At 47.5% G+C, this 26,043-nt stretch carries 19 protein-coding genes and 3 pseudogenes; 9 read left to right on the top strand and 13 right to left on the bottom strand.

Annotated elements, in window-relative coordinates; translation table 11 throughout:
- Window positions 1–115: 115 nt before the first annotated feature.
- The 6 genes and pseudogenes from E2I14_RS19760 to E2I14_RS17605 form a co-directional block, all read left to right on the top strand.
- A pseudogene (locus E2I14_RS19760) lies at window positions 116–483 on the top strand (transposase); the annotation flags it as partial.
- Window positions 484–571: 88 nt separating this feature from the next.
- Window positions 572–919 carry an IS66 family insertion sequence element accessory protein TnpA gene (gene tnpA, locus E2I14_RS17625; RefSeq protein ID WP_133330972.1) on the top strand — a complete coding sequence of 116 codons (348 nt, stop codon included), beginning with the start codon at window positions 572–574 and terminating at the stop codon, window positions 917–919.
- Window positions 919–1,302 carry an IS66 family insertion sequence element accessory protein TnpB gene (gene tnpB / locus E2I14_RS17620; RefSeq protein WP_133330970.1) on the top strand — a complete coding sequence of 128 codons (384 nt, stop codon included), beginning with the start codon at window positions 919–921 and terminating at the stop codon, window positions 1,300–1,302. Before tnpA ends, tnpB begins: the two co-directional genes overlap by 1 nt.
- A gap of 7 nt (window positions 1,303–1,309) precedes the next feature.
- Complete coding sequence (tnpC, locus tag E2I14_RS17615; protein WP_206105673.1) at window positions 1,310–2,923, top strand: IS66 family transposase; 1,614 nt, start codon at window positions 1,310–1,312, stop codon at window positions 2,921–2,923.
- Between the two features lie 365 nt (window positions 2,924–3,288).
- Window positions 3,289–3,507 (top strand): annotated as a pseudogene (locus tag E2I14_RS17610) (transaldolase family protein); the annotation flags it as partial.
- 81 nt (window positions 3,508–3,588) lie between these two features.
- Window positions 3,589–5,304: a hypothetical protein gene (locus E2I14_RS17605; RefSeq protein WP_133330968.1), complete on the top strand. Its 1,716-nt coding sequence runs from the start codon at window positions 3,589–3,591 to the stop codon at window positions 5,302–5,304.
- A 77-nt stretch (window positions 5,305–5,381) separates the two neighbouring features.
- Here E2I14_RS17605 and E2I14_RS17600 read toward each other — a convergent pair.
- From E2I14_RS17600 to E2I14_RS17585, 4 genes and pseudogenes are all read right to left on the bottom strand, one after another.
- Window positions 5,382–5,657 (bottom strand): annotated as a pseudogene (locus tag E2I14_RS17600) (MFS transporter); the annotation flags it as partial.
- Between the two features lie 64 nt (window positions 5,658–5,721).
- Window positions 5,722–7,092 carry a hypothetical protein gene (locus tag E2I14_RS17595; protein WP_133330966.1) on the bottom strand — a complete coding sequence of 457 codons (1,371 nt, stop codon included), beginning with the start codon at window positions 7,090–7,092 and terminating at the stop codon, window positions 5,722–5,724.
- A gap of 76 nt (window positions 7,093–7,168) precedes the next feature.
- Window positions 7,169–7,771, bottom strand: coding sequence for a DUF2726 domain-containing protein (locus E2I14_RS17590; protein WP_133330964.1), 603 nt, complete (start codon window positions 7,769–7,771; stop codon window positions 7,169–7,171).
- 104 nt (window positions 7,772–7,875) lie between these two features.
- The gene (locus E2I14_RS17585) at window positions 7,876–8,460 is read right to left on the bottom strand and encodes a hypothetical protein (protein WP_133330962.1); all 585 of its coding nucleotides are present in this window, start codon (window positions 8,458–8,460) and stop codon (window positions 7,876–7,878) included.
- Between the two features lie 299 nt (window positions 8,461–8,759).
- Between E2I14_RS17585 and istA the strand changes: the two genes are divergently transcribed.
- The gene (istA, locus tag E2I14_RS17580) at window positions 8,760–10,280 is read left to right on the top strand and encodes an IS21 family transposase (RefSeq protein ID WP_133330960.1); all 1,521 of its coding nucleotides are present in this window, start codon (window positions 8,760–8,762) and stop codon (window positions 10,278–10,280) included.
- 10 nt (window positions 10,281–10,290) lie between these two features.
- Window positions 10,291–11,058 carry an IS21-like element helper ATPase IstB gene (gene istB, locus E2I14_RS17575; protein WP_133330994.1) on the top strand — a complete coding sequence of 256 codons (768 nt, stop codon included), beginning with the start codon at window positions 10,291–10,293 and terminating at the stop codon, window positions 11,056–11,058.
- A gap of 35 nt (window positions 11,059–11,093) precedes the next feature.
- Here istB and E2I14_RS17570 read toward each other — a convergent pair whose 3' ends face one another.
- The 6 genes from E2I14_RS17570 to E2I14_RS19375 form a co-directional block, all read right to left on the bottom strand.
- A complete protein-coding gene (locus E2I14_RS17570; protein ID WP_133330958.1) occupies window positions 11,094–11,402 on the bottom strand; it encodes a GIY-YIG nuclease family protein in 309 nt (102 codons plus the stop codon).
- A gap of 803 nt (window positions 11,403–12,205) precedes the next feature.
- Entirely contained in the window at window positions 12,206–13,207 is a 1,002-nt protein-coding gene (locus E2I14_RS17565) for a tyrosine-type recombinase/integrase (protein WP_227544785.1), read from the bottom strand.
- Window positions 13,093–13,425: a helix-turn-helix domain-containing protein gene (locus E2I14_RS19990; protein ID WP_227544782.1), complete on the bottom strand. Its 333-nt coding sequence runs from the start codon at window positions 13,423–13,425 to the stop codon at window positions 13,093–13,095. Before E2I14_RS19990 ends, E2I14_RS17565 begins: the two co-directional genes overlap by 115 nt.
- Before the next feature lie 26 nt (window positions 13,426–13,451).
- Window positions 13,452–16,019, bottom strand: coding sequence for a MobF family relaxase (gene mobF / locus E2I14_RS17555; RefSeq protein ID WP_165967887.1), 2,568 nt, complete (start codon window positions 16,017–16,019; stop codon window positions 13,452–13,454).
- Window position 16,020: 1 nt separating this feature from the next.
- On the bottom strand, window positions 16,021–17,547 hold the full coding sequence (locus E2I14_RS17550; RefSeq protein ID WP_165967886.1) for a type IV secretion system DNA-binding domain-containing protein: 1,527 nt from the start codon (window positions 17,545–17,547) through the stop codon (window positions 16,021–16,023).
- Between the two features lies 1 nt (window position 17,548).
- Window positions 17,549–17,863: a hypothetical protein gene (locus tag E2I14_RS19375; RefSeq protein WP_165967885.1), complete on the bottom strand. Its 315-nt coding sequence runs from the start codon at window positions 17,861–17,863 to the stop codon at window positions 17,549–17,551.
- 294 nt (window positions 17,864–18,157) lie between these two features.
- Here E2I14_RS19375 and E2I14_RS17545 point away from each other — a divergent pair, with 294 nt between their 5' ends.
- Complete coding sequence (locus tag E2I14_RS17545) at window positions 18,158–19,171, top strand: hypothetical protein (RefSeq protein WP_133330950.1); 1,014 nt, start codon at window positions 18,158–18,160, stop codon at window positions 19,169–19,171.
- Window positions 19,172–19,418: 247 nt separating this feature from the next.
- Here E2I14_RS17545 and E2I14_RS17540 read toward each other — a convergent pair whose 3' ends face one another.
- Genes E2I14_RS17540 through E2I14_RS17530 form a run of 3 tightly spaced genes read right to left on the bottom strand, consistent with a single transcriptional unit; the run spans window position 19,419 to window position 26,020 of the window.
- Window positions 19,419–22,679, bottom strand: a complete 3,261-nt coding sequence (locus tag E2I14_RS17540; RefSeq protein WP_133330948.1) for a type I restriction endonuclease subunit R — start codon at window positions 22,677–22,679, stop codon at window positions 19,419–19,421.
- 15 nt (window positions 22,680–22,694) lie between these two features.
- Window positions 22,695–23,945 carry a restriction endonuclease subunit S gene (locus E2I14_RS17535; RefSeq protein WP_133330946.1) on the bottom strand — a complete coding sequence of 417 codons (1,251 nt, stop codon included), beginning with the start codon at window positions 23,943–23,945 and terminating at the stop codon, window positions 22,695–22,697.
- A complete protein-coding gene (locus E2I14_RS17530) occupies window positions 23,942–26,020 on the bottom strand; it encodes a type I restriction-modification system subunit M (RefSeq protein WP_133330944.1) in 2,079 nt (692 codons plus the stop codon). Before E2I14_RS17530 ends, E2I14_RS17535 begins: the two co-directional genes overlap by 4 nt.
- Between the last annotated feature and the right edge of the window lie 23 nt (window positions 26,021–26,043).

The raw sequence follows: 26,043 nt of genomic DNA, 5'->3' as shown, positions 1-26,043 counted from the left end.
GCGAGACAAAGACAAAATATTTATTTGCGCGTTACTCAATAAAAATTTAATTAACAAGAACAGTTGATCAAAGAATTAATGAATCAGTAGTTCCTGATGAAGACAAAAAACGCATGAAGTTGTTGATGATTTTCGCCTGATTTACTCGGCCACCACCATCGAACAGGCTGAATTGGAATTGTGTCAGTTTGAGCAAAAATGGAGTGAGCGATTTTCACCCATCGGTGAATCTTGGCGCAAGAATTGGCCTCGGCTACCTATTTTTTTTACTACCCGCCGGACACCAGGATAGTGATTTACACAACGAATTCATTCGAATTCGTCAATATGAGTCTGCGTAAAATTACCAAGAACCGAGGGGTATTTCCGACTGATGAAGCTGTCCTGAAATTGTTCTATCTGGCGCTGAATAACATCAGCAAAAAATGGACAATGCCAATTAGAGATTGGAAAGCAGCGTTGAATCGATTTACAATCCAGTTCGGCGTAACCGGTGCGCCAGCGGCGTTATATTCATCAGCCCCCATTCCCGGCACAATCTCCCTCACGATCAACAACACGAGGGTAAAACATGGGCCAGCAAGCATCGGCAATATCCAAGGAAGCCATTTGGCGTGACCACCTGACGCGCTACGCAGCCAGCGGCAAGACCATTGCCGCGTTCTGCCGAGATGAAGCGATTGCGGAAGGTAATTTCTACGCGTGGCGCACACGGCTGCGCCAAGACACAGCCAACATGGCCCAAAAGGCGTCGACCTCTGCGCCTAAGCAAGTCGCACCTTTCATCGACCTCGGCCCCGTCAAGAGCCGTGCAGTCAACCACGAGACGGCACGCACATCGGCGTCGGCAATTGCGCCAGGTATCGACATACGCCTCGACCTCGGCAATGGCATCGTCCTGACCATAGCGCGACGCTGATGTTCTTCCCCGAAGGCCAGGTGCGCGTATTCCTGTACGGCGAACCCACCAGCATGCGGCTATCCTTTGACGGGCTCTACGCCATCGTCAAGCATCACATGGGACTCGACCCCTTGTCTGGACATTTGTTCGCCTTCGTCAATCGCCGCGCCACACAGATCAGGGTCTTGTATTTTGATCGCACCGGACTATGTGTTTGGGCAAAACGGCTTGAACAGGGCAGACTGATCAGTAACTGGGCAAATGTATCCACGCATGAAATGGACTGGACAGGACTGAAACTGCTGCTCGAAGGCATCGAGCCAAAGCGCGTGCGTCTGCGCTATAAAAAATCGCATTCTCATAGCGCAAACACTTCAATTCATGCTGTGCAAACGATATAATATCGACATGCAAATCACGCCACCATCTACCACCGAAACAGGTCGCAACGTGGCCGCATTGACGCCGGTGGAAGTCGCAAATTTGCTCGATACGAAAGACCGGGAAATCGTTCATCTGCGCCGCAGAATCGCCTGGTTTGAACGCCAGATATTCGGCCAGAAGAGCGAATGTCGCCTGCCCGAGCCGGAAGGTCTGCAAGGTACGTTGGGCGGTGCCTTCGATGTGATTCCCGAAGACACGCTGCCGCCCAAGAAGAGCAAGGTCGCTGCGCACGAGCGCGAGCAGAAGGTGAAGAACCCGACCGAGCTTGGCGACGATACCGAACAGTTCTTCGACGAATCCAAGGTCCCGGTCGAGGTGGTCCAGGTTCCCAATCCGGAAGTCGAGGGACTCGACCCCGAAGACTACGAGATCATCGGCGAGAAGGTCAGCCATCGTCTGGCACAACGTCCTGGCAGTTACGTAATCCTGAAATACGTCAGGCCCGTCATCAAGCGGCGTGATACGCAAGTCATTTCCTGCCCGCCGGCACCAGCCGGTGTGCTTGATGGCTGCCGCGCCGATGTCAGTTTCGTAGCCGGCATGATGGTCGACAAGTTCTCCTATCACCAGCCGCTGTACCGTCAGCACATCAAGTTGGGCGATGCCGGCATCAATGTCAGTCGACCCTGGCTTACCAGATTGATGTCGCGCGTCGCTGCCCTGTTAGAGCCCATCTTCGACGCCCAATTGGCCTCAATTCGCGCTTCCCGCGTTAAAGCCATGGACGAAACCCCGATCAAGGCAGGGCGCGCCGGCCCTGGCAAGATGAAACCGGCCTATTTCTGGCCGGTCTATGGTGAACAGGATGAAATCTGCTTCCTGTACTACCCCAGCCGAGCGGCCAAACACGTCCAGGACGCACTTGGCCTGTCGCCACCTGGTGATGCTGTCTTGCAAACCGATGGCTATGGTGCCTATGAGCACTATGCCAGGGTGACCGGGATTACTCACGCCCAATGCTGGGCGCACAGCCGTCGTAAGGTCTTTGATTGCCGGGATGTCGAACCGACTCATGCCGACCTGGCACTGGATTACATTGGCGCGTTGTACGCCGTGGAGATACAGATTCGCGAGAAGGCGCTGACGGGACACGCCAAGCGCGATTATCGGCAGCAACACGCCAAGCCAGTGTTGAACCGCTTCTTCAACTGGATCGACCAGCAGTTCGACAAACATGGCTTCTTGCCCAGCAGCCCCTTTCTGGGCGCGCTCGCCTACATTCGTGAGCGCCGGGTTGGCCTGTCGGTGTATTTGGATGATGCCGACGTGGCCATCGACACGAATCATCTTGAACGTGCGCTACGTGTGATTCCCATGGGAAAGAAGAACTGGCTTTTTTGTTGGACAGAGCTTGGCGCCAAGCACGTCGGTATTGTGCAAAGTCTGATTGCGACATGTCGCATGCATGAGATCAATCCCTACGACTACTTTGTCGATGTCTTGCAGCGTATCAGCCAGCATCCGGCGTCGCTGGTGAATCAACTTACGCCGCGCGTTTGGAAGCAGATGTTTGCTGAGAATCCGCTCAGGTCGGATTTGCATGCCGTCGATCGGCGGGGTAATATTGGACGGGAATGACCGGTTACCTGCAGGCAATGCGGTTTCGCACAGTAAATTGTTAAACATTGAAAACTTTCGGGATTTCGTTATGCAAACGCCACGAACTACGCACGGCAGGCCGGGAGTCAAGACACCAGGAACGGTGCGAAGTGTCAATGCACCAAGCCATGACAGTCCCATATTTCCGTTTTCGCGAGAAAAACATGCCGGTCGCACGACCCAGGTGTGGGGCGCTTCGGGCTGCCATCGCGCCGCGGGTACCAACAAATTGATTGCAAGCTTCCGTTGCGCGTAAATGATCCTGTGGCCGAAGGGTTAAAATAGACTACCACCTGAAGGCGCCCGGAATTCGGCCGTCCCGAATACCACCGAACAACAATGCCATGAGCCAACTCGATCAACTGAAGCAATACACCACCATCGTCGCCGACACAGGCGATTTTCAATCGATCACGGCGTATGCGCCGCGAGACGCGACGACCAACCCATCGCTGATCCTCAAGGCAGTGCAAAAGGAAGAGTACCAACCCTTGTTGCAAAAGGCCGTGGCCGATCATGCCGGCAAAAGCACGAGCGAGATCATTGACCGCTTGCGCTTATCGGGATATCCAAGCAAAATTGTATTTGAGATGATTTTAGCTTAATCAATTGATTGATCGGAAAGCTGGTGAGGAAGACGGATATTGGATCAAGGCGCGACATGTTGTGAAAAAACAATTTCTAGTTTTGGGGGAAAAATGAGTAATAAGTCTTTCTTAACAAAATGTTCCTCTCTCCTCGCATTGTGCGCGGCGCTATCAGGCTGCCCACTGCCAGTAGTTACGCATAATCAAGATTCTCCAGTACCTGCTTCGGGCGGTACACCAAAAATTCAAACAAGGGGTTTGGTTGCTAACTGCACGGATATTGATGCGGGTGCTAAATTGGATACTGCAAACTCAAGAGGCTCGCAGCTTTGGGATTTTTGCATATATAAGAAGGAGGCGCCAATTACATCTTCGATGCATTATTTTTCACTTGAGATGGATGTGGTGCCTGGAAGCAGCCCGCTGAACAACAGTAACGATACGTCCACATGGGATAGATTGATTGGTAATTTTGATGCAAAAGCAACAACTGCGGCTGTAACTATAGCCTTAGGCGACGATGCCACTTTGGGTACTGCCAAACCAATTCCAGTATTTGTTGTGACAAGGCAGACTGATGGTAAGAATCCGTCAAATATCACTGTGATGAGTGGTAAAGGCTTGCTTCCCTATACCCAGTTTACAGATGTAGGGGGACGATGGGGTATCTCCATGCAGTACAAATTTGGAACTACCGACAATAGCAAGGCGGGTAGTTCAATTATTAAAATTGCCCAAGACGTACTAAAGTACTACCCTGTCGGCGGTCTAATCGGTACAGCACTGTCGAAGGCATCCGACAGTCCCGGCCAAGAGATTGACAAGTTTGTCAGCGGTTTGAACACTAATATTTTGGCCCCGGATCCAATCAGCCTGAGCAAGGCGTACCAAGATTGGGGTGCGGTAGATCACATGACGATGATACTTTACGATGGATCGCGTGATGTAGGCCAAAGAGGTATAGTTGCTACCATTGTGCTTACACCAAGCTATTTGCCTTCGCTATATACAAACTCACTTGTGAAAGGTAAGCCCAACTATTCGGCACTTATGACGGGTGGTGGTGAATTTTCCGCAAAACTTTCGCCGTTGGGGGGTAGTACCTCGGATGTGTTCGAAAAAAATCAAACTGATAAAGATCTACCAAGCCAACTTAAGACACCGGATTTGTCAACTTTTCGTAAAGCTTGCGCGGAAGGTCCAAGAATCTTCTCGGCGTCAGATATCAATTTATATAGTCAGGACGATGCGATTTTTGCGACTTGGCTAGCGTTGAAAAACTCCGGCGTTTGGGCTTCGAATACCACAGCCGATTGCAACGATTTATTTAATGATGACCTTAGAAAGGTTGGGCTTTCTCCGTTCCCGGCACAAATTACGAACAAGGCTAGTGGCAATGCTAATAGAGCAAGTGAAATTGCCACTACACAGAAGAATACGACCGAAGTTAAGAAGGCACTGCAAACCAATAGCGATGACTTGACCAGTCATTTTTCTGACGTTGTGTTTTTTCGGCAATCGGTACCTGCATTGCCGGGCATCCGAACCTCGGAGCTTAAGGCCGTCGCATCCACTGAGATTGTCAAATTGCTTGCTCAGGCAAATGCCAAATTTTTGGCTCAAAATGGGCGAACATATCACGAAAACGGACTTCAATCTTCTGCGGTCAGTGTCAAGCTGGAACTAAATAAGAAGCCCTACAAGGCGGAAATCCAATGGGACGGACTTACTTCGTCGTCTAAGATATCGGGCCTTTTCATTTCAAGCAATTAGCCTATGTTTCTGTTTTGCGAGACATTCGTCGAACTTGCTGTGCATGAGGCATTGCTTGAATTAATTAACGACAACCGTTAAATCAGTTTCCCTGCGCCGGCCTTGTTTGCCTTGACGAACAACGCCGTCACCATGCCCAGCAGGCAAATTCCCGCAACATAGTAGGCCGGCGCCAGCGGGTTGGCCTTCAGCAGCAGCGGCAGCACGACGGGCGTCAGCCCGCCGAAAATCGCGTAGGCGAGGTTGTAAGAGAACGAAACACCCGAGAAACGCACTTGCGCGCGAAACAGGTTGACCAGCACGTAAGGAATCGCGCCGACCACGCCGACCGTGAAGCCGGTGAATGCGTACAGTTCGGCGACCGTATGCCGAATGTTTAAACCAACCGCCGTTTACACAAAATTCACGACATCCCGGTTATTTTTCTTTTTCTTTGTGCCTTACTACTTCTCGAATTTCATTAAATATTATTCTGATTTCGTCGCTGAGTATTCGATTTATTTTAATGTCTGGGAGGTTCGAAACAATTTCGATCGTAGTATTCTCTAAATAATTCAATTTAGTGTCATTACATAGACCAGCAATCATAGTTAAGTAAATATTTCGCTCTCTTCGTTCCAGCTGCTTTCCGTTTTCCTTGAGCTTTGATTTTGCTAGGGTCTCGATTTCCTTAATATTTTTATTTTGAGCATCCACTGATTCATAGTGTGCTTCTCTTATTTGCCCGCTCTTTAATGCAGTTGAAATCTTCACAAATTTTAGTCTGATGGTTTCTTTGCCGACTGGATTGATGAAAGGCTTGGTATCAATTTCGATTATTTTCGATTGACCCCTTTTTTTGTAATCATAGTTTTTAAATTTTAAAAGCGCATTGAAAATAACTAATAGTGTGATTTCAGAATTAGAAAATACCTCGGTGACGTCATCTGTGAATTTAATAGTCTCCATACCAGAAAATCTTTCGATTTCCTCATTTTTAATTACGATTTGACTATTTATTGGTAAGGATAACGCCGTTTCGTATTTTTCTCGTTCAGCAAGTTTTGTAAATCGTACTTGCTCATATTTTTCTGCAGCGTCTTGATAAAAATTCTGGAATTTTGATTTATGGGTGGCTAATAGTTGTTGTGCTTCAGGTCTTTGAATTTTTTGCTCCTTTATTTTTTTCTTGATTTCTTGAAGCTCGCTGGTTTCTTCTGAAAATTCGTATTCGCTTTTGTGAATTAGAATCTTAAAAATTTTGCCGCACTCATCTTCGATGTAACAAGCTTCACTATTTTTCAACGCATCTGTTGGCCTATCTGTAAGAAGATTATATTTGTGTTCAATATCTTCTTTTTCACCGCCGAGCATAGGTAAAGAAAAGAATCCCAAAAGTTCTTCCGTATCAGTTTCAAAATTCAAATAAATATCTTCGTTAATTTTGGTACTTTGTAAAATTGGGTAGTATTCATGCAGCAGTTCTGGATGTGCACACTCCCATTGTTGTTCAAGAGAAGGGGGGCATGCAGGATTGCCCCTTTCTAATTCTGGTGGAAGTTTATTATTACTCGATGGCCTATGGTCTAAAACCCATTCTGTATTGAACTGATCGACAATTTTCCCCCGAACGGCTTTAATAGGACTAGTCAGTTCTACAGAGATTTTTATTTTTTTATCTAACGCAAGTTTGAGAATATCTGCTTCGATTACCACTTTCTTGAAACGCATCGATAGAGCCGTTGCTGCTTCTTGAATTGACAGAAAAGTATTCGATTTAGCATTCGTACTTTTCATTGTTTTGTTCATCCACGTTTCCAATATCTTGAAGGTGTGCCTATTTTTGGTATTCTTATTTCGGTAGATAAAAAATCCCGACCGTCACTTAGTCCGTTAATATTTTTTTTGTGGCATCCCATGCGGCGGTTGCTGATTGTAAATAGGCTGAAAATGATGCGGAATGGTTAGATCCAAATCCTTCCGAATGCAATTCTGCAATTTGAGCATTGGTGAAACGGAGTAGAGGTACATCTAGTGATGCAAAAATTATGTTCTTTACCAGATCGCATGCTTGTCTGGCGGGATCTTCGGCGTGGGTAGGATCGTCTATTTCAATACCGCCCAATACTCGTGAATTTTGAGTAGAACAAACCAAAAAATCGACTGACTTCCATCCCATTTCAAATTTCCATTTTTTCGCAACTTTTTCTGCTATTGACTCTTTAAATGGGCTTGCTACTGCCCTTTTTTTAAATTCTTCGTCTAGTTTTTTTTGGTCCACATCAAATGTTTGTAATAGGTGCACTTGAGGAAAAATGAGATATTGCGATGTCGGCCTAAATGAACTCAAAATCTGAAGAGCCTGCATTTCTGAATTCACTAGTAATCCGCCTTGTCGCTTAAAACTCAAGATTTTTGATTTTTTCCCCGATGGTCCAAGTTCGGCTGAAAGACCTTTTCCAAATGGGTTATACGATAGGTTTGTCATATGAAAAATTAGTTATCAATATTTAATTGCGCTATTAAAAAAATCAGATTTATCTAATCAGGTATTTCGTTGGATTGGGTGATAACTAAAATTGCTCCCCCCGATCATCCAAAATATCTTTGATAGAGTTTGTAACCCCCGTAGCCAAATCCTGCAACGGCACAAGCTGCAAGTGCAGGTACTGCTAAGGCTATTCCAGCGCCAATTGTCGCTCCGCCACCAACTACCGCGCCTATCGAAGCTAGTCCGGTCGTGACGCCAGTGACACCTAGTCCGATTTCACCCGTTACGCATACCATCGCTATGGCCGCAGTGGCACCAGCACCACCTCCAACGTAGGATCCGACACGACCCGATTTTCGCGCATCTCGCTCGCCTTGTTCCAAAGACTCATCGTCGTTTAGTACGTGTTTATTGATTACATATGCGGTGCCTATGCCGCTCACAACTGTGGCTGCTACCACCGCCGCGCCTGCTGCGATATCGGCGACCACAGCAAAACCAGATGCGCCTGTACCTGCTGTGCCACCAGCGGAGCTTGATTTCGATTTTGTTTTAGTATTTCCTTTAGGGTCAGAATTTTCATTTGCCTGGAACTGCGCCCCTTCCTTAGATTGCGTTCCGTCGGTTGACTTTGATTCGGATTTTTTGTTCCCGGATATCAACCGCCATGCTTCTTGTTTCGCCATGCCGCGTCGAGGTCCTCCGCCTGTTTGCCTGTTTAATAAATGGTTAGTTTTTGGAACAAATAGCCGTTCGTGGGTATTCTGGTCCAACGTGACCGGTCATTCTGGTATCGTGACCGGCCATTCCGATTGAACGTGACCGCCCGTTCTGGTTTATCGTGACCGATTTCAGGCAATTCCAGAATCAGCGGTCACGATGCCAGAATCACTGGTCACGATACCAGAATGCCGGTGTACTACAGAATAATGGTGTTACGCATTTGATATGAGAACAGGTACGATCTCCAGTTTTTGGAGATACCGTGCCTGCACCAAGGATCAGTATGCGTAAGATAAAAGAGATATTGCGATTGAAGCTGGATGCCAGGCTGTCGCATGAACAAATTGCTGCGGCACTCGGCATTTCCAAAGGCGTAGTCACCAAATATGTCGGGTTAGCTTCGGCTGCCGGATTGACGTTGAGCCAAGTGCAGGAGGCCGACGAAACGCAACTGCAGCACCGTTTGGCAGGACCTGGCAAGAAACCCATCAATCACGTTCAGCCCGATTTCGGTCGGGTGCATCAGGAATTACGTCGCAAGGGCATGACCCTGGCGCTGCTCTGGGAAGAGTACTGTGCAGATCATGCAGATCAGCAGACCTATGCGTATTCCCAATACTGCGACAAGTACAACCGGTTTGCAAAACTGCTCAAACGCTCCATGCGGCAAATTCACCGTGCTGGTGAGAAGTTGTTTATCGACTTTGCCGGGCCGACGATTCTGCTCACGGATGGCACACGCGCTCACATCTTTGTCGCCGCCATGGGCGCATCCAGTTACACCTTCGCCTATGCCACGGAACGGGAAACGATGGTTGATTGGCTTAACGGCACCGCCCGTGCATTACAGTTTTACGGTGGCGTGCCACAGCTGATTGTTCCCGACAATCCCAAGGCAATGATTGCCAATGCCGATCGTTATGAGCCTCGTGCCAACGACACCGTGCTGGATTTCGCCCGGCATTACAACACGTCGATTTTACCAGCGCGTCCCTATCACCCTCAGGACAAAGCCAAAGCAGAATCCGCCGTGCAAATTGTCGAACGCTGGATCATGGCGCGGTTGCGTCATCACACCTTTGCCAACGTACACGAAGTGAATGCAGCAATCATTCCCTTGCTGACCCGGCTGAATCAGAAGTTGTTTCAGAAACTGCCAGGCAGTCGCGCCAGCACATTCACTTCCATCGATGCACCAGCCTTGATGGCATTACCCACCCAGCCTTATGAAATCGCGTGGTTTAAAACCGTTAAAGTGCATGTCGACTACCACGTCGATATTGAGCGGCATCGTTACAGCGTGCCGCATGCACTGGTCGGTCAGGTTCTGGAAGCGCGCATGACCAAGACGATGATTCAGCTGTTGCATCGTGGCGAACGGGTCGCCAGTCATCCGCGCAATGCCAGCGTGGGCGGATTCAGCACCATCGATGATCACATGCCCACCGCCCATCGGGCGCACCAGCAATGGACACCAGAGCGATTCATTCACTGGGGCCAAACCATCGGACCAGCCACAGCCGAAGCGGTCACCCGGATCATGGCTGAGAATAAACATCCAGAACATGGCTACCGCACCAGCCTCGGATTGCTGTCACTGGCCAAGCACTATGGCAAGGAACGACTGGAGGCTGGCTGTGCTGTGGCATTGCAGATTGGTGCGTGCCAGTACCGGCACGTACGCAATATCCTGAAGAATAATCGTGACCAGCATACCGTGACCGCAAAGGAATGGGTTAGCCCAGACCATGCTCACCTGCGCGGTTCAGACTACTACCAATAACAAGGACAAGATAATGATACAAACGACGTTAACCCAATTACGCACATTAAAACTCGCCGGTTTAGCCAGCGCGTTAGAAGAACAATTGATCCAACCCGGCATGACAGCCATGAGTTTCGAAGAGCGTCTGGCAATGCTGGTTGACCGGGAAGTCAATTGCCGGAACGACCGCCATTTACAGCGACTACTTAAAAACGCACGCTTGAAATATGGACAGGCATGTATTGAAGAACTGGACAGCAAGACAGGTCGAGGCATAAACCGCAGCGAAGTAATGAGTCTGGCACTCGGGGACTGGGTCAGTGCCGGGCATTGCGTTCTCATTACCGGTCCGACCGGCGCAGGCAAATCTTGGCTGGCCTGCGCCTTGGCGCAATATGCCTGTAGACGCGGCTACTCTTCTGTCTACCAGCGAGTACCCCGTCTGCAGGAAGAGCTTCGTATCCGGCACGGCAGCGGTGTCTTCAGTAAATGGCTGCTGCAACTGGCCAAGACAGACGTATTGATATTGGATGACTGGGGCATGGGAGGCATCGACAGCATGACCCGTTCCGACCTGTTGGAAATCATTGATGACCGTGCCGCCAGCAAGGCAACCATCATTACCAGCCAATTACCGGTTGAACATTGGCATGCCTGGTTAGGTGATGCCACGATTGCCGATGCCATCTTGGATCGCATCATGCAGAAAAATCACCGGTTCACGCTGACGGGTGATTCGATGCGCGTAAATAAACAAAAAAACAGCAAAAAGGAGAAAAACATGGATCCATCGTGACCGATGACATTACAATTTAACCGCGTAACACCATTTTAGGCGCATCGGTCACGATCACCAGAATCGTCGGTCACGTTCACCAGAATACGCAGTTCGCGTGCTTCGATGCTTTCTTTGTTCCCAGAAGTGGCAATCCAGAATTGAAAACTGGCAGGTGATTTATTGTATGCAGTCTGTAACTTCGCATTTGAATGCGTTCCGTTAGCCAGAGCAGCAAAATGCTCTCTCTTGCGCCGTTTAGGATTGTCAGTAATACCGACGTAGCCGTCGTAGCCAATTCCACCGGATGTTGCCGCATCACGTATGTGGTAAAGAAAAAGTTGGTCAGATTTTTTGAATCGCATGAATTACCTTTTTGTGATCGCCATTCCGGTTTCAATGCTGTAATCGACATCCTAATGGTTAGTTTCTTTTTTTACAAGGATATTTGCAGTGGAAACTGTTTTCCTTTAGAAAACGGGATCCAAGTTCAATTTGCCCTAAAAATTTTCGTTCGATTTGGTATATCTCATTGATTTTCACATCAGAGATGAATTTGACAGCGGAAATTACATTAGAAAAGTTGAAATGTTGATCAATCTCTTTTATAAATCGCGGATAAGAATTGGCATTGTCTATGGGTAACATTTAATTCAATTTCAATGAGGCTTGTCTATTTTTGAGGTTTTTAACCTCCATACTTTTTTGTTTGGGTCGCTTAGACGTTTCAGTGCATAGGGTGTCAACTGCCGGGTCGTCAGATTGAGTCGTTTTAGCGCCGTTTTAGTGGAAATGCTGTGAGCTGCAACGCGGGTGAAAAATACGAGAATTGGACTTGAATTGGATGTGAAGAAAGCCCCAGTTAGGCATTTCATTAATACATAAATGGCAAGATATTATTTAAATGGCAGATATTATCTTTTTACTAAAATCAATACGCATTGTGATTTAGATGCAACAACGAGTTAGCAATCACTCGCGGTTGACGCCCCGAATTTAAACGATATATATAAGTTAAAACAGTAGATTTTTTTGAGACCGGATTTTGGGCCATAAAATTTTTTTTAAAAATGGAAACCTATATTTGATAAGGGTTACAACACTTATTCAAGTCCACCTATCACCACCAGAATTCAAGGGCTTACAGCGATGTGAGCCCTTTTTGGTTCTAGGACTGTGCCGAATTTGTGCCGCTGAGAAGATCGTCCACCACTCGTGCATGTGTCACGAACTGCTCAGGAGCTAAATGAGCATACCGCCTCACCATCTCCGGCGATTCCCACGCCCCCATTTCCTGTATCACGTTTAGCGGAACACCTTGCTGGGTAAGCCAGCTTGCCCAAGTGTGTCGCAAATCATGCCAGCGAAAATTTTCAATACCTGCACGTTTTAGAGCTGCCCGCCACGCTTTGGTATTCACTTGAGTAATTGATTTACCTTTATAAGTGAACACCGATGTTACGTGTTTACCAATTTGCTTAGTCAATACCTCAAGTGCCGTTGCATTCAGTGTGACATGAATCGGCTTCCCCCCTTTTGCCTGATCGCCATGAATCCACGCTACCCGACGCGCGATATCCACCTGCGACCATTCCAGCTTGGTGACGTTTGCTTTTCTTAATCCCGTCGCCAGAGAAAACTTTGTCATATCCGCCAAGTGCTCAGGCAATTCATTCAAAAGTATGTTTGCCTGAACAGGAGTCAAATAGCGAATCCGCGTTTTCTGCACACGATATAGCTTAATAACTGGCGGTTTATCGATCCAATCCCAATCAAATGCTGCTTTACGTAAGATTGCTCGAACTAATGCAAGGAAACGATTTGCTGTTGAGGGACTTGTTTCCTTCGCCTTTATTTCCGCCACCTGTGCGATTAGATCCCGCGTCATATCGTCAAGCAACTTGCCTCTAAAATGCTGCTGGAACCAAGCAACTCTTGAAACGTCATCAAGATGCGACTTTTTGTACTGAGTTTCCATCAGCCATTTGTAAGCAGCATCATCCCAAGTTCGCTTTGGTTTATCACCAAGTTTCTGTACTCGCCATGATTCTGCTTTTAACTTGTCGTGCAGTTCTTGCGCCTCAGCCCTACTTTTTGTTGCAGCAGAACGTCTAATTCGCTCTCCTGCCGGTGTGGTGAAATCAATCCACCAGGTGTTACCACGTTTAATAAGTGACATGGCTTTTCCTCCTTTGTCGGCGTCACTTGCAACGCTTGCCGTGGATAAGCATAGTGTGAACGTACATATTCGGCAAGATCGTTTTCAAGAAACACCCACGATTTTCCAGGTTTAGCTCCGGGCAATTGCCCCAACTTTGCACGCCTGCGTACTTCTTCAGGGTGCATTTTTAGAAATTCAGCTGCTTCGGAAAGATCTAGCGTACGCATACGAAAATAAATCACCACTCTATTTTTTATATTTCCAGGCAAGCGACTCGTACATCTAATGCAGCTTCTTTTTCAATTTCACGGCTCATCGCTAATGGCAATAATTCACGGTCATCGGTGTATATCTTTACCGTATATCGCGCCCGACTGATTGCAACATAGAACATGTTTTCATTGGCGGTAGTACTGTGACCATCGGCTTCGATCATGATCCGATCACATGTCTGGCCTTGACTGCCATATACCGTCGAACAGTAGCCGTAATCAAGTATCATGGGACGTCGGCTATCCAAACTCACTTGCCGCCCGTCCTCCATACTCAAAGTTAAGCTGTGCAGCTTAGAATCCATCGCCACTACTTCAGCTAAGTCACCATTGATCAAGCCGCGTGTGCGATCGTTTGCGGTGATGCGCACTTTATCGCCCACCACCAACGATCGTTTAACCGGCACATACCCCGAAAGCTTGGTGACTAACGCTGGTTGCCACATACTGCGTCCACCATCTGCCCGCTCGATCACTAGTGCACTGTCAAGCCGCTCAACGACAGTAGCTGACTCGCCGCGCTTTAAACAAAGGGATGGGTAGTCACTATCAGCCAGCACGACATCGCCCACCTGGTAGCTTAGAATCGACCTCGCTTGCATCTCAGTGTGATCCTTCCGCTCTAAGATAGTCACTTCCTGCCTTTGCCCCTTAAGTCCCAACTTGTCATGGATACGCTGGTTGATTTCATTTCTGGCGGAACGTGTACCAGCGATCACCCTTGTTAAAACACGCTCCTTTACCGGCAAATTGATGTAATCATTTGCAATGCACTCAAAGCGTTCATTGGCTTGTGCAATTTGCAGGATGTGTTTGTCCAGCACTTCTACCGCCATCGCCACTTGACCATCTACGGCGAGCTCCACCGCTTTTTTCAAGAGTGGATTTTTTTGGCGCTGGATTTGGCCTACCACCGCCGTATGCATGCCGTGGGCCTGAAGCTGGGCAAATGGTTTGCCAGCTTCCACCGCTTGCAATTGTGCCGTGTCGCCTACGAGTACTACGCGACAGCCCGTCTTCTCAACCGCATCAAGCACCGCATGTAACTGGCGCGATGAAGCCATGCCAGCTTCATCAACGATCAAGAGTGTTTTGTCATGTAAGCCTTTGTTTTCTCGATGCATGAAGGCTGCCAGCGTTTCCGCTTCGATACCGGCTCCGATCAATTCACGCGCAGCGCTGGCGCTAGGCGCTAACCCCTTCACCGTGTAGCCTTGCGCACGAACCTCCTGTGCAGCAACCTGTAAGAGCGTGGTCTTGCCGACACCTGCACGCCCCTGAATCCCAATCACCTGGTTGTGGGTGAGCAGTATCCCAAGCGCTGCTTCGCATTGGCCGTCCGACAGGTGGGCTAGGTTTTCACGAAGTGCATGACGCTCGCCGGTATAGATTGCACTGAGCTTGCCACGCCCGCGCGCTTCGATGTCCAAGATGGCGCGCTCGATTTGCTGCGCGGCTGGGGTGGTAAGCTTGTTGCCATCCCGAATCAGTCGCCTGCACTTGACGGCATCTTGAAGTGCCACTTCAATCTCAGCCAGATTGGCCGTGCCCACGCAACGCTCTAGCATCGCCTGCATCAAAGTTTGTTGACTAAAGGCAGCCTGGCGCTCGCCGATATGGCGCAGCGCCTGGTCCAAGAGTTCGTTCAAATCCCTGCACATATCATGTGCAGGAACAGTAGTCCCCTTGTAATCAATACCATTCTGTTCACTCAAGCTCTGCCATTCATCACGCAAATAAGCACGATCCACCGCTGTCTTCTTATCGCGCGTAATCACAGCAATCAGCTTCTTGTCCCAAGCGCTGGCTTCTGCGCGTTCTAAGCCATGATGCTCTTTCAAATACGCTTCAATGGCATTGCTGCGCTGACTGAAGGCTTTCACTTGATGTTCGGTGATGTGCGCCAATTCAAAACGGCCATCATCATGCGTGAGGCGAATGCCATAACCTAAACCTTGCAATTCGCGCGCCAACTCTGCACGGTAGAGCGCACCCAAGAGCATTTTATTGCGGTAAATTTGCTGGTTATCCATCGCACGCCATTGCCCATCGCTGCGGCGTGTGGCATTGACCATCACGCAATGGGTGTGCAATTGTGGGTCACAGGCTCGGCTTAAATCATGAGCAAAACACGCGACCACAAGATTGCCGGTCGCTTCATTTCTTGCAATGCCATCGGCCGTCACACGGCATGCTGCCAGCGTTTGCGCATACGCGAGAGCGCGCTCCACCGCTAGATGGTGCGCTTCGATGATACGCCGATCACCTCCAACCAAGGCTTGCATGGAAACGGATTTCGGGGCACTAAATGTCCCATCGGTACCACCTCGCCGACCGCTTGCTGCATGGTGCAGCATTTCACCTGTTGGCAATTGCCCATCTAAGAGCTCTGCAAAGACTTTCGCATCCACGCCACCTTGCAAACCTAAATGCGCTGCACCATCGCCCCACCAGCGGCTGGGGCTGTGGCCACTGGTGTAATAATCATCTGCTGATTCATAATAACTGGCAGCGACTTGGCCATTGCCCACATTCGATAGACTTAACATCTTAGCGCTCCTTAAAAGGCACATAGAGTGCTGGACGGTCTTTTGGAACTAAACGTATTTTTCCAATTGGATAGTCACCGGCCAATTTCAAATAACCCTGTAAGGGTGGCAAGGACATCAGTTCTGAAGGCAATACCGCCGCTTCAATCCGGCGCTCCCGATGGGTAGATGTACTAGCGCCGTTTTTATTTTGGTTGTGAGTGGTTTGGATGCGCTCAATTTCAGATTGGCCCAGACCATCTGAAATCACTTTGGCTGTATCAGGGTCCGAGTTGGCACAACCCAGTGCCAGCATATTACGGAAGCAACTACGCAATGTTTTTGCATGATTTTGGCCATAAATGGCATCGAGCTGCGCTACCGATTGCAAACCAGCCACCACGCGTAAGCCATGTTTTCTGCCCTTGGTTAAACCAGCTTCCAAACTGCTTAAGCGCTCTAGGCTGGCTAATTCATCAAGCATCAGCCACAACGGCTGTGGATTATCATCAGGCAAAGTCAAGACACTGGCAATGAGGATATCTACCCAGCCACTGATCAAGGGCTTTAAGGTGGAGAGCATATCTTCACGCCAAGTCAGGTACAGGCTTCCTGTGCCTGATTCCAACCAAGTGCGCAAAGAGAAATCGCCGGGTTGTAAGTGCTGGAATGAGCCAACATGGTGTGATAGGATAAAGCGTGTCGATGCGAGCGCACGTTCGGCGCCAGGTTCAAATAATCCTGATGCGGCTGAACCAGCTAAGAGGGTTTTCAAGTCAGCAGCCGGTGCTTGAATGAGCCAGTGCAGTAAGCGCTCGGTAGTGTTCTCTCCTGTTTGGGTGAGTGCGCGTGTTGTCTCGGCGAGTAATTGTTGCGCATAACCGTGCCATTGCTGTGCGCTCGTGTCGCTGGTGTCGGGCACGATGCTTTTAGCAATACGGTCAAAGTCGAATGGTTTTCTGAATTCATTAAAAATGCCCCAACCAGGCGAGCGTGTATCGAAGGGGTTGAGCACAACATCACCTTTTTTTGCAAAGCGTGACAGCGCATGTCCATTGGGATCAATGATGATGGCACGATCACCACGTGCCATGATGCTTTCTAGTAGTTCATCAACGGCCGTACTTTTGCCAGTGCTGGTCGAACCTGCAAGCAAGAGGTGACTTGTCTCGCAGCTATATGGAATGGACACATTCGCTACTGTTACTTGCGCCGGTTCACCTTGGCGCGGCTTTTTCCTTGTGATGTTAGGCAGCTCCTTTCCCGGCACGATGCGAGCACCACGCACCACGCGCTGTGTGCGGTCACGCGCATCTAACCGATCAAGCAAATACAAAGATAAACCAACTGGCACAAAACCTTTGAGCAGCGCCCAGACAGCAATCATACGAAGTGCAGGATAATGAAAGGTATGCCATAGCGCATCAGGCAACTCCGTCCACGGATGATCGAACTGGAATTGATGGGTGATATCCCAGATCCAGAATCCTAAAGAAAGTAAGATAGCAACCAGTAGCGCCCAGCCAAGAACAGAAAGTGTAATTCTCATGTTACGCTCCCTGCTGTTGTTGTAAGCGGGCACGCACCTGAGCAACCAGCTGTGGATTAAGGTGCGCTGCAATTCCTCGTGCCAAGAGTAGCAATTCGTCTTGCATAGGCGACGGTGCAGCAACAGCAGGTGTAGCCAAGCTATCCAGTTTGGACAGTAGTTCATTGCGCAGCTCGGTAACTTGCTGTGCCTGATGCTCTTGCTCAACCATGCGCCGAACGTATGCGGAAACGGGTACGCCTGTCTCCGCAGCTTGTTGGCAAATCGCTGCATAAAGCGGCGATGGAATGCGCACCGTCAGAATTTTAGTGGTCATATCTAACTCCTTGAATGAATTGAATTGTTTCGTTTTGTATGCGCTTGGTAGACAGCCCCGTATTCACCGCTAAGCCATGACTGGCGGGGCTTTGGAGCTATTCACCGGATTGCGTCCGGTGTGTAGTTCCTCTGCTTTTGATTTCACAAAAAATGGCTATAAAGGGATTAACCTCTATACTCATAATCACTGATGCTTGACTGACTGCTGAGCGCATGTAGCTACGATACGCATTCGGAGGAAGCACCTTTATCCACAAATTAGAGAAATTTTTCTGGGATATACGGAGAACGCATGGCACGTAGAAGAAAAGAGATGAGAATGCCAACAGTTGAGTTGCGGCTTCGAGCATGGACGCGCGCAATTAAAAAAGAATTGTTTCCTGATGAATCATTTGAAGAGCCAATGGCTCATCGAATCAACTCTGCTTTACAAAAGCGAGCAATGGAAGTTTTGATAAATGATGGCGATCGCAAAATTGTCGAACAACACTTCCCATCAGATGGTAAAGAGTTCGTTTCTTCCGGACGCTGGACTGACTGGTGGAGTGGGAAAGTACAACCAGAACTTAGCAAAATAGAGCTAATTGAAAAAATATTTCCTGGAACAATGAGGTGGTTAAAGCCGGGGTTTTCTAGAAACAAAGAGCACCCAGCGCATACACTTTTTTATGCCATTGATCTATGGGCCTCTACGGAACCAAGACAAAATGAATCGATGCAATTATTGATGGCCATTGCAAACACTTGGGCTCCACGTGCCAAAGGAGAAGGCCCAAATCAACAGCGCCGTATGGGTTGGTATTTAGTACCGTTTACATCTAAAGAATTAGTACCACCTGATCTGGTGCTCAATCACTATTGCTCGCTCGAGCCAGCGAGCATTCTAGAGTCCATGTTATGGACTGGAAATCACTTCAAGATTCATACCACTCAGTTTTTTCAAATATGGTTAATGGATTTAATTGCAGCCGCGCTAGCAACAGATGCATTACTCTTAGAAATAGGACATGGCCAAGATGCTGTTGAGCTCGGTGGAGATTCTGGACTAATCAGCGCTTTTTTGCTTCTCGTTTTTATTCGAAAAACATCCTTTTACTCTCAAGCCAATAAGGAAAGTGAAGTCAAGTTTGCCATTCAGATTCTCATAAATTGGACAAAAGAAAGTTTGCCTAATAATCCTGAGTTTACTGAATTGATCTGGATTGCAATCGACCGATTTCAGGGCGAACTACTTCAACTTGGTATAGATTCTGATTCCATAAAAAATCTAGATGCAACTACTGATTGGTGGTTAAAAACCCCGTAGGCGTTTAACCTTAAACTAATATCGGAGTATGGGGCGAAGCACCCACGCAGACCGGTGCGATTGGGCATGTGCTTGCTAAATTTGCGGCACCAGTGATCGGACAACCAACAACCGGTTTCGCGCCATGCCAAACCGCTTTTGATTTTTGATTGATGCAGGGCGAAGCCTTGCAGCATTGAGGGGGACGCCATACGGCGGGGGGGGGCGTAGCTGCCCCTAGGAGGCTTTTGAAAATTTAAGGTTAAAATTAATGCACAGCACCATGCGCCGCCCACTTCTTCCCTTGCTGGGCATAATCAAGCATCAGCTCAAAAACATCATCACATTTTTCGCGGAACAAGACTCTGTCATAACTATCAGGCAGATTGTTGTTGAGAACTATCTCAACAGCACTACGAGCAATTTTTTGGCTTTGACTGTCTTTAAACCAATCTTGAATCAATACTTTTGGCTGTTCCTCAAGCAAGCGATGTAGCAGCGATTTGGCTGCCAGCTTCACCTTCTGCTCTTCGGCCTTCGTCAAACCATCTTTTTTCAGCAGGTCAAATAATTCAAGTTCGTCTTCAGTTAAGCCTTCACGGATATGTCGCTCATCCTCGCTCTTCATATCAGCAGTGAAGTTCATTAGGTCTTCATAATAATTTTCGACAGTAGTACCACCCGCGTTATATTTATCAATGATTTGCTGCAAACGCTGGGCGAAGTCAGAGCGGGTCGCATTTTGTGCCAACATCAACTGCAATTTGTGCTCAACAAAAGCACGCAGATCAGCGATCTCGATATTTTTATACGCAGTAACCGAAAATTCATCCCTTAACTTATCAAAATCAATTTTGCTGAGATCCCAAGTTTTACCTTGGTGGATGACGGCATAATTTGCCAAATCTTGCTTTTGTTTAGGATACTGATCGCCATCTACGACCACACTCTCATCCAGCAATTCGGCAATACGCTGACTAACAGAATCAATATCTACCTGCTCGACAATACTATCAAGCACACCGCGCAGATATTCAAATGCAGCGACGATTCGACCTTTACCACGGCTCAATACCTCTGGCTTACACGCTTCATATAAAGATGAAATCGTATTTTGGTAAACCATAAAACCCTTACGCCACTCTTCATTACCAAGCAGGGTATTAGCAAATTCGTTAAATCTCCCTAGCTTGGTAAACACATCGTCACCCGCCAGCAAGGTATCTAAGCGCACATCTCTTTCACTGCAAAAATTTAAGCCCTGCTCTATCGCATCATCCAACAGTTTAAAAAGTACAGTCTTCTCTTGCACTGGCGGCTCTTCGTCTTGTCCTTCAAGCCCTTGCGCATAATCTTTCAACGCCTTTTTCATATTGCGAAAGACATTGTAGTAATCGACTACTTCACCATTCAATTTGGATACTCCATTGATCTGCCAACTTGTTACCCGATTAGCGCGAGCGATGGTTTGCATCAGCGTGTGATCTTTCATCGGTTTATCTAGGTACAGCGTAGAAACCGTTGGTGCATCAAAGCCAGTCAACCACATGGCGCATACAAATACCAATTGCAATGGATCTTCCGGGTCTTTGAAGTTGTATTCAATATCATGGCCTTGCCCATCCAGCTTGGTCATGCGGTCACGGTGCGGTTTGACATCGAGCTTTTGTTTTTTGAATTTATCTTCTTCGCCCGCTTCTTCGCTGATGACAACAGCCATTTGCACCGTATTCATATAATCACGTCGTTTTTTTAAACGTGATTTTTCTAAAGGATTGGTTGCTTTGGCGATTTGCCCCACCAATTGCTTAATCTCTTCCTTCCACAAACGCTGCACTTTGTCATACATACGCACCGCAGTGAACTTATCAATGGCAATCATCATGCCTTTGCCGAGATAGCCACGATTGGGAAAATGCGCCACGATATCCTTGGCAATCGTCTCCAATCGGTCGTCACGTTTTATGACTTCAACTTCTTTCGCAAATTTTCCTTCTAGCTTTTCTGCCTGCTTCTCATCCAGATTTTCGTCATCCAAAATTTCATAAAACTCTTCACTCAAATCCTCGTTCTGGATCAGCACACTTGGCACACGCTTTTGGTAGAACAACGGCACGGTTGCGCCATCATCCATCGATTGTTGAAAGTTGTATTCGGATACGTAATCACCAAACCATTTGTTGGTTTTGCGTTCCTTACCCAGCAGCGGTGTCCCGGTAAAGGCTAAGAAATTCGCATTAGGTAAACCAGCGCGCATATTTTCTGCCAGTGATGCGTATTGTGTGCGGTGTGCTTCATCGACAATCACGATGATGTCATCACGCTCGGACAGCACCGGATAGGTACGCCCTTTGTCGTAACGGAATTTCTGAATCAAGGTAAATACGGTGCGCTTGTTCTGACCGAGAAATTTGCGCAGCTCTTCACTGTTTTTCGGTTGCGCTGCTTCGTGCTTTTGGACTGTCTCCGTATTTAAAAAGTTGCGATAAATCTGTCCATCCAGATCATCACGATCCGTCACTACCACAAAGGTGAAATTGCCCGTCATCTTGCGGAATATTTTGCGGGCATAAAAGATCATCGAAAAGCTCTTACCCGAACCCTGCGTATGCCAAAACACACCCAAGCGGCCTTGCAAATCACGCCGATGCGCAAATTTCTCTATCGCATTATTCACCCCAATAAACTGATGATTCTGCGCAATGATCTTGCTGGTTTCTTTAAAGTAGAGAATGAAGTTCTCGACATAATCGAGCAGCTTATCTGGCGCGCATAAACCTGCAATTGCAAACTCTAGGCTGGTTTGGTCGTGCGCAATTTTTTCGCGGTTGATTTTTTCCTTTTCATCCTCAACACGCAGCCAGGTAAAAAAATGTTCCCATTGCGACGTGATACTGCCCACCCGCGTTTCAATGGCATTTGAAAAAATACAAAATGCATTGGTCAAAAAAAGTTGTGGGATTTCTTTTTTATAGGTCGTCAGGTTGTCGTCAAAAGCTGTACGCAGTTTGACGCTGGAGTTTTTTAATTCAATAAACACCAAAGGAATTCCATTCACATACAGCAGCACATCTGGTCGGCGATAACCATGCTCGCCCTTGATCCAGAGTTGCGATACCGCGAGGTATTCGTTTTGACTGCTGGCAGACTGTGTTGGATTAAAGTCGATTAAGCGCACACGCTCTTGCTCTTTTTTGCCTTGGGCATTTTCATATTCCACCGCGATACCGCCACGGATCAAACCATCCAGCTCACGGTTAGCCGCAATCAAGGTCTTGGCACTACGACGGTCGCAAAAACCTGCCACGGCATCATCAATCACCACTTCAGGAATGTGCGGATTCAAACGCACAGCAGCGGCTTTTAAACGGTCGGCAAAAATCACATCGCGCTTATTACTTCGCCCCGATTGATCATTGATATCGTCAGCCAGAACGGTATGACAATTGAGCAGTGCAAAACCAAACTTTTCTTGCAACTCTTTCAGCAAACGCTGTTCGATCTGGTCTTCGGAGATAAAGTTGGCCATGGGCTGTCCTTGTGGCTAGGCGGCTTCTTGCATGCTGGGTGGGAATTGGATGTCGAGAGATTCGACCGAAAGTTTGCCAGAGATCAGCCGTGGTAAAAGCATATCTCTGGTCTTTTTCAAATTTTCGTTAGCGCGAATTAGTGTAGAAATTTGTTCATCAATTTTCGAAGCGATATCATCAAATTTCTTTTCTAATAATTCTAAAGGCTGCAATATTGGAAAACGATTTAATTCGTCTTTACCTACTGAGTTAAAAATCGATCCATTGCCAATAATATCTTCATCCGAAAATACGGTTTTCAAAAGATAAAACAAATACGAATTTAATTTTTTCTTGTGACTAAGGGCTGCTAAACCTCGGCCAATAATCATTTCGCAATCAGCAATATTTAACCTACCAACTGGTGCACGCACGCTAAAAAGTATGTCGCCTTGCTTGGCATTTCTCCCGGATACACTACAGAATGTAGCCTTCTTAGGAAATCTATCTCCGTAAGTTCCAACGCCTTGATTAAAAGGTAGTCCATTGCCAGTTTCATTGTAAAACTCTGAACTAGGACTCTGCCCCATATTGAAATTTGCGATGGCTCCTAGAGATGAAACCTCCCATCCTTCTGGTATGCCTTTCTCAAATTTAGAAAGCTCATACCCAGGAAAGCGCATACGCACAAACCACTCGCGGTAGATTTCCTCAGCCATCTTTTCCAACAATACAATACGGCGCTGGTTGTTTTCGATCAGATCATCATAAGTTGAAAGAATCGCTGCAATTTTCTCTTGTACTTTTATAGGAGGTAACGGGAAATTGATTCGCTTAACAATATCTTGATTCAATGAACTCATCGTTGCACCGAATGAACACAAAGCTTGCATCCAATCTTTATGTGCTGATGTAGTGAAATAGTAAGACAGATATTTATTGTTAACTCGACTGCTATCAATTCGCAGCCGAAGACAGTCTGATCCTTGAATCCAACCCTCTGCGTTCTTATCTATAAGAACATGTCGTTCAACTGCGCCTTTTCGCCCAAAAACGATATCGTTGATCTTTAAGCGATGTTGATGCAGTTTTTCGGCCATTGCTTCACCGAGATATTCCAAGTCTCCATCGCGAATCGTGCCAAATCCAATATTTCGTACATTTATAACTGGGATGCCTTGCTCCACATAATCGCTTGCCCTTAATTGTGTCCCGAACGGGCCTGTCTGAAGACTAGCTTCTTTGTCTGCAATTAGCTTCGCAACAGTAAGAAATACTTGAGTCATATCTCCCCTGTCACTTGAAGAATATTGCAATTTATTATGGTTTCGATCTGACATGCATCGCTATTAAGTTGATTGAGTTCGTCATTCATGGCAATTAAATCAGCCAAAAATTCTTCCTCTGTTTTGCCATCTTCCTCAATAACCACGCCAACATACCGCCCCGGATTCAATGAATAATCCTGCTCTTTCACTTCGTCCGGTGAAGCCAATTTGCACAGCCCAATGACATCTTCATATGCCGCTTGCGGAAACCGCTCTTGCAACCAATGAATATGCTTAAACCAGCTCTCCGCTGTTTTCACTTCAAGATGCAATGCTTCCAATGCTGTTTTTAGCGTCTTGGTTTTCCGGTCTACACTGCCACGTTTGCCTTCTGCTTTGGCAAGCTCGGCTTGCTGCTTTTCATGCTGGCGCACGATCTTGTCTAAAGCCTTCAAGCCATCATGCAAAGCGATGAAGAAGGGATCAAATATTGCGCGTAGTTTGTTTTGTGCTTTGTTTTTGCTATTGATATCCGTTTCTTTGCCATGCACGGCGACATAGCTCTGGCATTGATCCTGCAAACTTGTGAGTGTCTTCCATTGATTAGCTAAATCTTTGACGGCTTGTTTGCCATCGGCACTATCGAGCACCTCTAGCAGTTGCGTGGATATGGACTCGATATGTTTTTCATTTTCGATCAGCTTGGTCAGACCAGCAGCAAAGTAGCGGTCGATCAGGTCAACGAAGGCGCGGCGATTGCCTTTGTGTAGTTTGCTGATGATGGCGATGTTCTGGACTTGCTCTTCGGTGAATTCACGATGGGCACGGTCGATCTGGGTGAAAACATTGCGCGCATCGATGAAGAGGATTTTGTCATCTTGCTTGGCTTTATCGAAGAACCACAGCGTCGCTGGCAACGTGACGGTATAGAACATATTGGATGGCAGCGTGAGCATGCCATAGATCAGGTTGTTCTCGATCAGGCTTTTACGAATATCGGCTTCAGAATGGCGTGCATCTGATGCGGAGTTTGCCATGACCAACGCAGCACGGCCATTTGATTTGAGTGAGGTGGCAAACAAATTGATCCACAGGTAGTTGGCATTGGGGACGGTTTCTCTTCCCTGTTCTGCCTTGCCAACCTTGGTCTTATTGCGAGGGATGCCGTAAGTATTAAAGCGTGGGTCTTTTTCAACCGCAGCTAGACTGACCTCATCCACGTTAAAAGGAGGATTGGCGAGTACATAATCGAACTGGCCGAAGCTATCGTGCGGATCTTCTGTATAGGTATTGGCTTGCTTGATCTCGCCGCGCAGACCGTTGACTGCCAGATTCATCTTGGCGAGCTTGACGGTTTCCAGCGTTTTTTCCTGGCCGCAGACATAGATGTCTCCACTGGTCCGATTGTTTGCATCACTGCGGTGTTGCTCGACAAATTGGGCAGACTGGACAAACATACCCGCCGAACCACATGCAGGATCAAAAACGCGACCACCGTGTGGTTCGATGATTTCTACCATCAGGCGCACTACCGAGCGCGGTGTAAAAAATTCACCGCCGCCTTGGCCTTCGCTCATGGCAAATTCGCCGAGGAAGTATTCGTAAATCTGCCCGAACATATCGCCTGTGATATCAGCCGGGATATCGGCAAAAATTTTCAGCAGTTGCTTGGGCATGCCTTTGTTTTGTTCTGAGCGGGTGAGACGAAAATATTCATCTTCCGGCAGCACACCTGCCAGCTCTGGCTTGTGTTCTTCGATCTGCTGCATGGCGTGCTTCAATGCTTTGGCGATGTCTTTTTCTTCTGGCAGGCTGAGTAAGTAGTCGTATCGTGCATGATCTGGCAAATAGAAACCACACTTCTCGATGGCAATATCAGAAATCGGCTTTTCGGTGCGCTTGCCTTTGTGCTGCTGATATTCAGCAAGAATTTCGGCTTCGTATTGCTTGTATTTGTTGTCAGCAAATTTAAGGAAAATAAGGCCGAGCACAGGCGTGGAGTATTCGCTGGCTTTTAAATCCGAATTAGCGCGCAAAGCATCGGCTGCGCGCCAGAGGTCGGCTTCTAGTTTTTTGAGTTGTTCTTTATTCAATTGAAAATCGCTTCTTTATTAAT

Origin of the sequence: Sapientia aquatica (assembly GCF_004358105.1) — a bacterium.
Lineage (GTDB): Bacteria > Pseudomonadota > Gammaproteobacteria > Burkholderiales > Burkholderiaceae_D > Solimicrobium > Solimicrobium aquaticum.
Note: the sequence above shows the minus strand (reverse complement) of the source record. Positions and strands in the feature narration are given on the sequence as shown.